Below are 12,616 nucleotides of genomic sequence, written 5' to 3' on the forward strand. Positions count from 1 at the left end.
GGGTTTTTTTATGGGCGGTGCCGCATACCTTTTTGTGGGCGGGTTTGCCCGAGAATGAATTGGTACCGACTGCCACTCCAGTAGCGAGCCTGATCAATAGAACAACCGCGGCTCCGGCGAGTCCAGCAAGCTGACCAGCTTGGTCAGGGCAAAGCCCAACTCCTGACGGCTGGGGGCCATCAAGGCGATGCGCACGCCGCAGCTGGCGTGGCTGCGCTCTGGCAGGAACTGGCTGCCACTGACTACAGTGACGCCGTTGCTACGCGCCAGGTTGGCGAATTCGTCGCTGGTCCACGGCTCGGGCAACTCCAGCCAGATGTGGAAGCTGTTGGGCTGGCTGCGGATCTTGTACTTGCCAAGGATCTCCTGGGCCATTTGCTGGCGCGCGGCCGCCTCTTCCTGTTGTTCTCGCACCAACTGGTCGGCCATGCCGCTGTTGATCAGGTTGCTGGCCAGTTGTGCCATCAACGGCGATGGCATCCAGACGCTGCTGCGTACCATCGACGATAGCCGCGAGAGGGTTTGCGGTGGGGCGTACAGGTAACCGATACGCAGCGCCGGCAGCACACTTTTGGACAGGCTGGTGAGATACACCGAACGTTCTGGCGCATACGCCGCCAGTGGCTGGTAATCCGGTGCGGGTTCAAGGAAGCCGTAGATATCGTCATCGACGATGAACAGGTCGAACTCGCGGGCGATCTCTGCGATGGCCTGGCGCCGTGCGTGGGGCATGATCGAGTTGGTGGGATTCTGGTGGGTGGTGACACACACCAACAGGGAAGGGCGATGCTCCAGGCAGGCCGCGCGCAATGCCTCGGGAATAAGGCCATGCTCGTCCATGGCCACGCCACGCAGGCGGCGGCCCATGCTGTGGGCCAGGGAGATGATGCCTGGGTAGCAGAACGATTCGCACAGCACCACATCGTCGCTCTTCGACAGGCTGCTGATGGCCACCAATAGTCCATGCTGCGCGCCAGAGGTCAGTACAACCTGTTGCCAGCGCGCATCAGGCAGCCAGCGCCGAATCCAGTCTGCACCTGCTTGTTTGTGGGAGGTGTGACCACCTTCTGTCACATAGTCGAGTACCTGTCCCAGGTCCGCAGAGGTGGCCAGCTCGCTGATCGCCGTACCCAGCCAACTCATGTGGGCGTCGTTGGGTTTGATGATCGAGAGATCGATCTGGCTGCTTCCGCCAGTAACTGGTGTAGGCACCGACGGGGCGGATAACCGCTGTCGCAACTGCCTGACAAATGTGCCACGGCCTACCTCTCCAACCACCAGGCCGCGCTTGGCGGCTTCGTCGTAGGCTCTTCCAACGGTGCCGGGGGTTACATTCAGTGCCTCGGCAAGGTCTTTGAGGGTGGGCAAACGATCGCCTGCTGCAAGCCGACCACTTTCGATGTCCTGTTCAAGGGCATTAGCGATCATCAGATAAACCGGCTGGGTTTGATCGCCGTATTGAGGGACCCACATGGAAATGGCACCAGATTCTGCAATTGCGCGCAGCCTAACATGAAAGCCAGGATGCGGGTAATGATGGTAATCTTCGCCATTGAGTCGATTTAATTCGATATTGCATCGATTCAATTTTCGTAATTACAATCATCGCGCTGATTGGGACATGCACACTTGCGTTGTGCTTGGCAGGACACTCCACTGGATGGACTTCGCTATGGAAATTCTGGGCGCTTTCTGGGCGGAACACTGGTTGCTGGCGGTGCTCATGCTTGGGGCTATCGCTTTCGTTGCCGGCTTCGTAGACAGCATTGCCGGTGGCGGCGGGTTGTTCCTGGTGCCGGGCTTTCTGCTGGTCGGCATGCCACCGCAGGTTGCCCTCGGCCAGGAAAAACTGGTCAGTACCCTTGGCACACTGGCAGCCATTCGCAACTTCCTGGCCAACAGCAAGATGGTCTGGCAGGTGGCGCTGGTCGGCGTGCCATTCTCGTTGCTCGGTGCCTACCTGGGAGCGCACCTGATCGTCTCGATCTCCCAGGAGGCTGTGGGCAAGATCATCCTGGCGCTGATCCCCTTCGGCATCCTCATCTTCCTCACCCCCAAGGACCGCTTGGTCGAGGAGCGCGAACTGTCATCGCGCATGGTCTTCACCGTGGTGCCGCTGACCTGCCTGGCCATCGGCTTCTACGACGGCTTCTTCGGCCCGGGTACCGGCAGCATGTTCATCATCGCGTTCCACTACCTGCTGCGCATGGACCTGGTCTCCAGCTCGGCCAATTCAAAAACCTTCAACTTCGCATCCAACATCGGCGCTTTGGTGGCCTTCGTCATTGCCGGCAAGGTCGTCTACCTGCTGGCGGTGCCGCTGGTGGCCTGCAACATCCTCGGTAACCACCTTGGCAGTGCACTGGCCCTGCGCAAGGGCAACGAAGTGGTGCGCAAGGCGCTGGTGTTCTCGATGCTCTGCCTGTTCACCAGCCTGGGCGTTAAGTATCTGGCCTGACCCTTCCATAGGAGACAACTGATGAAAACTGCATTCGTAACCGGCGCCTCCTCGGGCTTTGGCCGCGCCATCTGCCGTACCTTGATCGGCAAAGGCTACCGCGTGATCGGTGGCGCCCGGCGCATGGACAAGCTGCAAGCGCTGGCCGCCGAGCTAGGCGTCAATTTCATTCCGCTGGCGCTGGATGTCACCGACCCGGTGTCGCTCGAGAAGGTGGTCGAGCAGATTAGTGATGCGTCACTGCAGGTCGACCTGCTGGTCAATAATGCCGGGCTGGCGCTGGGCGTGGACCGTGCCCAGGCCAGTAGTGCGGAAAACTGGCAGCGGATGATCGACACCAACATCACTGGCCTGGCCATGGTCACCCACAAGATCCTGCCGCAGATGGTGGAAGCTGACAGCGGCATGATCATCAATATCGGCTCGATCGCCGGCACCTATCCCTACCCGGGCGGTAACGTGTATGGCGCCAGCAAGGCCTTCGTTCGCCACTTCAGCCTCAACCTGCGCGCCGATCTGGCGGGCACCCGCGTTCGAGTGAGCAACATCGAGCCTGGGCTGTGCTCGGGGACCGATTTCTCGGTGGTGCGCCTGAACGGCGATCTGGATGCCGTGCAGGCGCTGTATCGGGACGTGGAGGCCATCCTGCCCGAGGACATCGCGGCCACGGTGGCCTGGATTGCCGAGCAGCCGGCGCATGTGAACATCAATACCATCGAGATCATGCCGGTGGCCCAGAGCAGTGCGGCGCTGAACGTGGTGCGCAACCTGCCGGCTTGCTGATCGGCCGGTGGTGGATGGCACCGGTGTTGCCGGTGTTCGCGTGCACGCCCGCTCCCACAGGAATGGCGCCCTGCTTCGGGCATGTGCAGTAACTGTGGGAGCGGGTTCACCCGCGAATCAGGCAACACAGCGCCTTCAGCTGACCCATGTCATCGCACCTTCTCGATTCTTGGCTAGTCTTAACTGTTGGCGGCCATCAATTGGCCGCCACCGTGACTACCAAGAGGCGCCGGCCATGTTCCGTGCGTCCACCACCTGATCAGGAGTGCACGATGGACCTGAACCGTCGGCAGTTCTTCAAGGTCGCCGCCGTCGGCCTTGGAGGCTCGAGCCTTGCGGCGTTGGGCATGGCCCCGACACCAGCATTTGCCGAGCAGGTGCGTCACTTCAAGCTGGCGCATACCAAGGAAACCCGTAACACCTGCCCTTACTGCTCGGTCGGCTGCGGCCTGATCATGTACAGCCAGGGCGATGCGGGCAAGAACGTCAAACAGAACATCATCCATATCGAAGGTGACGCCGACCACCCGGTCAACCGCGGCACCCTCTGCCCGAAAGGCGCTGGCCTGCTGGACTTCATCCACAGCCCGAGCCGCCTGCAGTACCCCGAGGTACGCAAGCCGGGCAGCAAGGAGTGGGTGCGGGTCAGCTGGGACGAGGCGCTCGATCGCGTCGCCGACCTGATGAAGCAGGACCGCGACGCCAACTTCATCGAAAAGAACGCCCAGGGGCAAACGGTCAACCGCTGGCTCACCACCGGTTTTCTTGCTGCTTCCGCCGCCTCCAGCGAGGCCGGCTACCTGACCCACAAGGTCATCCGCGCAACAGGCATGCTGGGGTTCGATAACCAGGCTCGTGTCTGACATGGCCCGACGGTGGCAAGTCTTGCCCCGACGTACGGCCGTGGCGCCATGACCAACCACTGGTCCGATATCGCCAATGCGAATCTGGTCCTGGTGATGGGTGGCAACGCAGCAGAAGCGCATCCGTGCGGCTTCAAGTGGGTGACCGAGGCCAAGGCGCACAACAAGGCGCGGCTGATCGTGGTCGACCCGCGGTTTACCCGTACCGCTTCGGTGGCCGACTACTACGCACCGATTCGTACCGGTACCGACATCGCCTTCATGGGCGGGTTGATCAATTACTTGCTGAGCAATGACAAGATCCAGCACGAGTACGTGCGCAACTACACCGATGTGTCGTTCATCGTCAAAGAGAACTATGGCTTCGAGGATGGCCTGTTCAGCGGGTACGACGAGGCCAAGCGCGTGTATTCCGACAAGTCCGGCTGGGGTTACGAGCTGGGTGCAGACGGCTTTGCCAAGGTTGACCCGACGCTGCAGCACCCGCGCTGCGTGTTCCAGCTGATGAAGCAGCACTACAGCCGCTATACACCGGAACTGGCAAGCATGACCTGTGGCATGCCGCAGGACGCCATGTTGAAGATCTGGGAAGAGATCGCCACCTGCTCGGTACCGGGCAAGACCATGACGATCCTCTACGCGCTGGGCTGGACGCAGCACTCGATCGGTGCGCAGATCATCCGCAGTGCGGCCATGGTGCAGTTGCTGCTGGGTAACGTCGGCATGCCAGGTGGCGGGGTCAACGCCTTGCGCGGGCACTCCAACATCCAGGGCCTGACCGACCTCGGCCTGCTGTCCAACTCGTTGCCGGGTTACTTGACCCTTGCCGGCGATGCCGAGCAGGACTATGCCGCCTATATCGACAAGCGCGCCTCCAAGCCACTGCGTCCTGGCCAACTGTCGTACTGGCAGAACTACGGCAAGTTCCATGTCAGCCTGATGAAGGCGTGGTACGGCGCCAATGCCACGGCGGAGAACAACTGGGGCTACGACTGGCTGCCCAAGCTCGATGTGCCGGCCTACGACGTGCTGCGCATGTTCGAGATGATGGGCCAGGGCAAGGTAAACGGCTACATGTGCCAAGGTTTCAACCCGATTGCCGCGCTGCCGGACAAGAACCGTGTCACTGCCGCCCTGAGCAAACTCAAGTGGCTGGTGATCATGGACCCGCTGGCCACCGAGACCTCGGAGTTCTGGCGCAACGCCGGGCCGTTCAACGATGTCGACACGGCCAACATCCAGACCGAAGTGATCCGCCTGCCCACTACCTGCTTTGCCGAGGAAGACGGCTCGCTGGTCAACAGCAGCCGCTGGCTGCAGTGGCACTGGAAGGGCGCCGACGGCCCGGGCGAGACCCGCACCGACGTTCACATCATGAGCGAGCTGTTCCTGCGCCTGCGCCGACGCTACCAGGCCGAAGGCGGCGCCTATCCTGACGCGCTGATGAACATCAACTGGCCATACAAGGTCCCTGAAGAGCCATCCCCGGAGGAGCTGGCCAAGGAAATGAACGGCTGGGCGGTGACGGACGTCACCGATCCGACTGGCGCAGTGCTCAAGGCCGGCCAGCAACTGGCGGGCTTTGGCCAGCTCAAGGACGACGGCAGCACTGCGTCCGGTTGCTGGATCTTCGCCGGCAGCTGGACCGAGCAGGGTAACCAGATGGCTCGCCGTGACAACAGCGACCCGTACGGCATGCACCAGGTGCAGAACTGGGCCTGGGCCTGGCCGGCCAACCGCCGCATCCTCTACAACCGTGCTTCCAGCGACCCGCAAGGCAAGCCGTGGGACCCGGAGAAGAAGCGCCTGGTGTGGTGGAACGGCAAGGCCTGGACCGGGACCGATGTGCCCGACTTCAAGGTCGACTCGCCGCCCGAGGCGGGGATGAACCCGTTCATCATGAACCCCGAAGGCGTGGCGCGGTTCTTTGCCATCGACAAGATGGCCGAAGGCCCGTTCCCCGAGCACTACGAGCCGTTCGAGACGCCGATTGGCATCAACCCGCTGCACCCGCAGAACAAGAAGGCCACCAGCAACCCGGCCGGGCGGGTGTTCGACTCGGTGTGGGACACCCTCGGCAAGCACGAAGAGTTCCCGTACGCGGCGACCACGTACAGGCTGACCGAGCACTTCCACTTCTGGAGCAAGCATTGCCGGCTCAACGCCATTGCCCAGCCCGAGCAGTTCGTCGAAATCGGCGAGGTGCTGGCCAACGAGAAAGGTATCAAGGCCGGTGACCGGGTGCGGGTATCGAGCAAGCGCGGGCATATCGATGCGGTGGCGGTAGTGACCAAGCGGATTCGCCCGCTCCAGGTCAACAACCAGACCGTGCACCAGATCGGCATCCCGCTGCACTGGGGCTTCACCGGGGCTACGCGGCATGGCTACCTGACCAACACCCTGGTGCCTTTCCTGGGTGACGGCAATACCCAGACGCCAGAGTCCAAGTCGTTCCTCGTCAAAGTGGAGAAACTCTGATGGCCAGCCAAGACATCATCGCCCGCTCGGCCACCACCACCGTACCGCCTTCGGTACGCCAGCAGCAGGAAGTCGCCAAGCTGATCGACACCACCAAATGCATCGGCTGCAAGGCTTGCCAGGTGGCGTGTTCGGAGTGGAACGAACTGCGTGACGAGGTCGGCCACAACCACGGCACCTACGACAACCCCCAGGACCTCACTGCCGAGACCTGGACCCTGATGCGCTTTACCGAGCACGAGCGCGACGACGGCAACCTGGAGTGGCTGATTCGCAAGGATGGCTGCATGCACTGCGCCGAGCCAGGTTGCCTGAAGGCGTGCCCGAGCCCTGGGGCGATCATCAAGCACGCCAACGGCATCGTCGACTTCAACCAGGACCACTGCATCGGTTGTGGGTACTGCATCACCGGTTGCCCGTTCAATATCCCGCGTATTTCGCAGAAGGACCACAAGGCGTACAAGTGCACCCTGTGTTCCGACCGCGTGACCGTGGGCCTGGAGCCGGCCTGCGTGAAAACCTGCCCGACCGGGGCGATCGTGTTCGGCACCAAGGATGAGATGAAGGTGCATGCTGCCGAGCGCATCGTCGACCTGCAGTCGCGGGGCTACGACAAGGCTGGGCTTTACGACCCGGACGGCGTCGGTGGCACCCACGTGATGTATGTGCTGCACCATGCCGACACGCCGAAGCTGTACGCCGGCCTGCCGGACCAGCCGGTGATCAGTCCGCTGGTGGGGCTGTGGAAGGGCATTACCAAGCCGCTGGCGCTGCTGGCCATGGGGGCTGCGGTGCTGGCCGGGTTCTTCCACTATGTGCGGGTAGGGCCACAGCGGGTGGAGGAGGACGAACACCCGACACCCGCGGATGAAAGCGTGCACCAGGTGGACCCGTCGGTCCATGTCTATGATCCGACCAAGCCCGGTGGGCAAGGGGAGCAGCGACCATGAACGACAACAAACCCATCCTGCGCTACAACGCCAACGAGCGCAGTAACCACTGGGTCGTCGCGATCCTGTTCATCCTGGCTGGCCTGTCGGGGCTGGCGCTGTTCCATCCGGCGCTGTTCTGGCTCAGCAACCTGTTCGGCGGTGGCCCGTGGACACGCATCCTGCACCCCTTCCTCGGGGTGGCGATGTTCGTGTTCTTCCTCGGCCTGGTGCTGCGTTTCTGGCGCGCCAATTTCATCACTGCCAATGACCGACTGTGGCTGCGCCGGGTGGACCGGGTGATGCTCAACAAGGAGGAGGGTGTGCCACCGATCGGCAAGTACAACGCCGGGCAGAAGCTGTTGTTCTGGACCCTGCTGGTGTGCATGCTAGTTCTGCTGGTCAGCGGCGTGGTGATCTGGCGCGCATACTTCAGCCATTTGTTCGGCATCGAGGTCATTCGCCTGTCTGCGCTGCTCCACGCCCTGGCGGCGTTCGTGCTGATCCTCAGCATCATCGTGCACATCTACGCCGGTATCTGGATCAAGGGCTCGATCGGCGCCATGCTGCATGGCTGGGTCAGCCGCGCCTGGGCGCGCAAGCACCATGAGTTGTGGTACCGCGAAGTGACTGGTGACAAGACGCCGGGCAATCACGGGCGAAAAGAAGGATGAGCGCTTGAGCACGATACTCGAACCCGGGCAGATCGAAGCGTCGGCAGTGATGCCGCCGTTTCTGCACCTGCCTCCCGCCAACCTGTTCGAACTGCGCGCCGAGCGCCTGGAGCAGCTGGCCGAGGGCAATGCCCTTGGCGAATACCTGAAGCTGGTGGCTTGTTTGTGCCGTATCCAGCAGCAGCTTGTGGATAACCCACCCGCTGGCATGCCGGTGGCAGAGGAGCGTCAGCGCCTGTGCATAAGTCATGGTTTGCCGCCACTGGCGGCGGACAGCCTGGTGCGTGAAGGGCCGTGGCTGGTCTGGTTGCAGGCCTTGCTCAAGCACTTCAATGCGCAGACCAGCGGTCCATTAGGGGAGGCGCTGCAAGTCCTGCGCAGCAGTGATGACTGTCAACGCAAGGGTTGGGGCATCGCCTTGCTCGCCGGCCAGTACGACGCAGTGCCCGCAGCACTGGTGCCGTTCATCGGGGCGGCCTTGCAGGCGGCCTGGTCCAGCTGGTTGCTGGCGCTGCCCGCACCAGAGCTCAAGCCCGCCGACAGCCTGGCCCAGTGCCCGGCCTGCGGTTCGCCGGCGATGGCCGGGGTGGTGCGCAACCGCGGCAAGCACAATGGCCTGCGCTACCTGGCTTGTTCGCTGTGTGCCTGCGAATGGCATGTGGTGCGGGTCAAATGCGTGTACTGCGAGTCGAGCAAGGACCTGCGCTATACCAGCCTTGACGATGACCGCCATGCGCCGGGCAAGGCGCCGCTACGGGCGGAGTGCTGCCCGGAGTGCGAGAGCTACCTGAAGCAGAACTACCTGGAAAACGATGCGGCGGCCGAGCCGCTGGCCGATGACCTGGCCAGCCTGGCACTGGACATTCGCCTGGACGAGGAGGGCTTCCATCGGTTGGCACCGAACCTGATGCTCGCACCCGGGTAATGGAGAGTGTCTACACTGTAAGACCGAGTCGCCGTCTTCGCGGGTAAACCCGCTCCCACAGGGCCCGCGCAGCTTTTGAGGCTTGCGCGGCCCTTGTAGCAGCGGGTTTACCCGCGAAGAGGCCAGTACAGACAACGGATCAGTCCAAGGTAGTACCGCATGTCCTCCAGCCTAGCCAGCGACACCCCACGCCTGCCCTCCATCGACACCCTTTTGCGCCACCCAGCCTGCCTCCCGCTGATCGACCGCCACGGTCGCGACGCGGTCCTGGCCACCCTGCGGCAACTGCTCGACGACCTGCGCGACCCCGCCCGCACCGGCCAGCTCAGCACCGCCGAACTGGCCGCTGAAGTCCTGTTGGGCCGCACTGGCGAACGCTTGGCCACCCAGCAACGCAGCCAGGTCCGCCGAGTGTTCAACCTCACCGGCACCGTGTTGCACACCAACCTCGGCCGCGCCCTGTTGCCAGAGGAGGCCATCGAGGCCATGCAGACCGCCGCCCGCTACCCGCTCAACCTGGAGTTCGACCTGGCCACCGGCAAGCGCGGCGACCGTGACGACCTGATCGAGGGCCTGATCCGCGAGCTGACAGGCGCCGAAGCCGTCACCGTGGTCAACAACAACGCCGCCGCCGTGCTGCTGGCGCTCAACAGCCTGGGTGCGCGCAAGGAGGGGATCATCTCCCGCGGTGAGCTGATCGAGATCGGCGGTGCCTTCCGCATCCCCGACATCATGGCCCGCGCCGGCGTGAAGCTGCACGAAGTCGGCACCACCAACCGCACTCACGCCCGTGACTACGAGGCCGCCATCAGCCCGCGTACGGGCCTGCTGATGCGGGTGCATTGCAGCAACTACAGCATTCAGGGCTTCACTACCCAGGTGCCCACCGCCGAGCTGGCGCGTATCGCCCACCAACATGACTTGCCGTTGCTTGAAGACCTTGGCAGCGGCAGCCTGCTTGACCTTACCCGCTGGGGCCTGCCCGCCGAGCCTACTGTGCGTCAGGCCCTGGCTGACGGCGCCGATATCGTCACCTTCAGCGGCGACAAACTGCTTGGCGGGCCGCAAGCCGGAATCATCGTCGGGCGCAAGGAGCTGATCGCCAGAATCAAGAAGAACCCGCTCAAGCGCGCGCTGCGGGTCGACAAGATCACCCTTGCCGCACTCGAAGCGGTGCTGGCGTTGTACCGAAACCCCGACCGCCTGGCCGAGCGCCTGCCCAGCCTGCGCCTGCTGACCCGCAGCCAGGCAGAAATCCAGGCCCAGGCCGAGCGCCTGGCCCCTGAAATCAAAGCTCGCCTCGGCGAGCAATGGGCGGTCAGTGTGGAGCCGGCGTTGGGCATGATTGGCAGTGGCAGCCAACCGGTGGCCCGCCTGCCAAGCGCGGCATTGTGCCTGCGCCCGCAGGTGTCGAAGAAGTTGCGCGGGCGCAGCCTGCATGTAGTGGAGCGCGCCTTGCGCGGTCTGCCCGTGCCAGTGCTCGGCCGAATCGACGATGACGCCCTGTGGCTGGACCTGCGCCAACTGGATGACGAGGCCCAGTGGCTGGCTCAGTTGCCCGCCCTGCAATTGGGGCCGGTACAGTGATCGTTGGTACCGCCGGCCACATCGACCACGGCAAGACCGCACTGCTCCAGGCCCTGACCGGCCAGGCCGGTGACCAGCGCCAGGAGGAGCGCGCCCGTGGCATGACCATCGACCTTGGCTATCGCTATGCGGCGTTGACCGAGGGCGCAGCGCTGACCGGCTTCATCGACGTGCCCGGTCACGAGCGCTTTATCCACAACATGCTGGCCGGCGCCCATGGCATCGATCTGGTACTGCTGGTAGTGGCGGCCGACGACGGGGTAATGCCTCAAACCCGTGAGCACCTGGCGATCATCGAGTTGCTGGGCATCCCACAAGCCCTGGTGGCGATCAGCAAATGCGACCGTGTAGAGCCGGCCCGCCTGGCCGAAGTGCAGGCACAGGTCAGCGAACTTCTGGCGCCGGGCCCATATGCCGGTGCGCGGCAGTTTCCGTTGTCCAGTGTGACCGGTGAAGGTATCGATGCCTTGCGCCAGGCCTTGCTGGCCGCGCAACAGCGCGTGTGCCAGCGCAGCGTGCGCGGCGGTTTCCGCCTGGCCGTCGACCGCGCCTTTGCCGTTACCGGTGCGGGTGTGGTGGTCACGGGCACGGCGCTGGCCGGGCGGGTCAGTGCCGGTGACACCTTGTTACTGGGCAAGGCCGGCAAACCGGTGCGGGTGCGTGGCCTGCATGCGCAGAACCAGGCCGCACTGGTGGCCGAAGCGGGCCAGCGGGTGGCACTGAACATTGCTGCCGAACGCCTGGCGGTGGAGCAGGTGCGCCGGGGGGACTGGCTGGTGCCCGAGTGGCTGCATGCGCCTAGCGTGCGGGTGGATATCGAGCTGAACCTGTTGCCGGGCGAGACCCGTACCTTCGAGCATTTCAGCGCTGTGCACGTGCACCTGGGCACCCAGGATGTAACGGCCCGGGTAGCCTTGCTCGAGGGTGAAACCTTGGTGGCAGGCCAGCGCATGTTCGCCCAGTTGCTGCTCAACGCGCCGCTGCAGGCGGTGCACGGCGACCGCTTGGTGCTGCGCGATCAGCGTGCCCAGCGCACACTGGGGGGCGGCAAGGTACTCGATCCGTTCGCGCCAAGCCGTCAGCGTCGCAGTGATGAGCGCCTGCGCCAATTGCAGGTGCTGCGTGATGCCGAGGACCTGGAGCAGGCCTTGCCGGCACTGCTTGCCAGCGCACCCGGGGGTATCGACCCGCAACGTCTGGAACGGCAGTTCAATCGCCTGCGCGAAACCTGGCAGTTGCCGGAAGATGTGCTGGTGGTGGCCACGCGGCAGGGCCAACTGCTGTTTGCCAGTGCCCGGTGGCAGTCGCTCAAGCGCCAGGTGCTGGAGCAGCTGGCGCGGTTCCATGAACAGGAGCCCGACCAGCTCGGCCCGGACCGCGACCGCCTGCGCCGCTTTGCTGCCTTGCCGCTGGAGCGGCCCGCTTTTGTCAGCCTGCTGGATGAGTTGCTCGAAGACGGCGCCATTGCCAGCAGCGGGCCTTGGCTGCACCTGCCCGATCACAAGGTGCAGTTGAGCGAAGCCGACAGTGCATTATGGGCGAGTCTGCAACCGAAGTTGCTGGCGGGGCAATACGATCCGCCCTGGGTCCGGACGCTGGCGAGCGAGGAAAATTGTGCCGAAGCCGATGTGCGCCTGTTGCTGCGCAAGCTGGCCCGGTTGGGCCTGGTGCACCAGGTGGTGCGCGACCTGTTCTACCCCGAGGCGACGCTACAGCGCATGGCAGAGCTGCTGCTGGGGCAGGCCAGTGAAACGCCGATAGTGCAGGTTGCCGCGTTTCGCGATATGTTGGGCATCGGTCGCAAGCGCAGTGTGCAGATTCTGGAGTACTTCGACCGCATCGGCCTGACCCGGAGGGTGGCCGATCAGCGTCACATTCGCGCCGACAGCGCCCTGGCCCAGCAGCAGGCCAGGCACTGA

At 63.8% G+C, this 12,616-nt stretch carries 9 protein-coding genes; 8 read left to right on the plus strand and 1 reads right to left on the minus strand.

What is annotated here, in order from left to right; all coding sequences use genetic code 11:
* Positions 1 to 93 precede the first annotated feature (93 nt).
* Complete coding sequence (locus QN085_RS02630) at positions 94 to 1,473, minus strand: aminotransferase-like domain-containing protein (protein WP_023662682.1); 1,380 nt, start codon at positions 1,471 to 1,473, stop codon at positions 94 to 96.
* A 199-nt stretch (positions 1,474 to 1,672) separates the two neighbouring features.
* Between QN085_RS02630 and QN085_RS02635 the strand changes: the two genes are divergently transcribed.
* The 8 genes from QN085_RS02635 (at position 1,673) to selB (ending at position 12,616) form a co-directional block, all read left to right on the plus strand.
* On the plus strand, positions 1,673 to 2,458 hold the full coding sequence (locus tag QN085_RS02635; RefSeq protein ID WP_031325527.1) for a TSUP family transporter: 786 nt from the start codon (positions 1,673 to 1,675) through the stop codon (positions 2,456 to 2,458).
* Between the two features lie 21 nt (positions 2,459 to 2,479).
* The gene (locus tag QN085_RS02640; protein ID WP_013970647.1) at positions 2,480 to 3,241 is read left to right on the plus strand and encodes an SDR family NAD(P)-dependent oxidoreductase; all 762 of its coding nucleotides are present in this window, start codon (positions 2,480 to 2,482) and stop codon (positions 3,239 to 3,241) included.
* Between the two features lie 272 nt (positions 3,242 to 3,513).
* A complete protein-coding gene (gene fdnG / locus QN085_RS02645; RefSeq protein ID WP_143133120.1) occupies positions 3,514 to 6,582 on the plus strand; it encodes a formate dehydrogenase-N subunit alpha in 3,069 nt (1,022 codons plus the stop codon).
* A complete protein-coding gene (gene fdxH, locus QN085_RS02650; protein WP_013970650.1) occupies positions 6,582 to 7,532 on the plus strand; it encodes a formate dehydrogenase subunit beta in 951 nt (316 codons plus the stop codon). The genes fdnG and fdxH overlap by 1 nt, the downstream gene beginning before the upstream one ends.
* Positions 7,529 to 8,185 (plus strand): formate dehydrogenase subunit gamma, encoded by a 657-nt coding sequence (locus tag QN085_RS02655; RefSeq protein WP_013970651.1) that lies wholly within the window; start codon positions 7,529 to 7,531, stop codon positions 8,183 to 8,185. Before fdxH ends, QN085_RS02655 begins: the two co-directional genes overlap by 4 nt.
* 4 nt (positions 8,186 to 8,189) lie before the next feature.
* Positions 8,190 to 9,110, plus strand: a complete 921-nt coding sequence (fdhE, locus tag QN085_RS02660) for a formate dehydrogenase accessory protein FdhE (RefSeq protein WP_024086174.1) — start codon at positions 8,190 to 8,192, stop codon at positions 9,108 to 9,110.
* Between the two features lie 159 nt (positions 9,111 to 9,269).
* Positions 9,270 to 10,697, plus strand: coding sequence for an L-seryl-tRNA(Sec) selenium transferase (selA, locus tag QN085_RS02665; protein WP_013970653.1), 1,428 nt, complete (start codon positions 9,270 to 9,272; stop codon positions 10,695 to 10,697).
* Positions 10,694 to 12,616, plus strand: coding sequence for a selenocysteine-specific translation elongation factor (gene selB, locus QN085_RS02670; protein ID WP_013970654.1), 1,923 nt, complete (start codon positions 10,694 to 10,696; stop codon positions 12,614 to 12,616). The genes selA and selB overlap by 4 nt, the downstream gene beginning before the upstream one ends.

The sequence above is a fragment of the Pseudomonas sp. M2(2023) genome (assembly GCF_030263955.1).
Lineage (GTDB): Bacteria > Pseudomonadota > Gammaproteobacteria > Pseudomonadales > Pseudomonadaceae > Aquipseudomonas > Aquipseudomonas asiatica.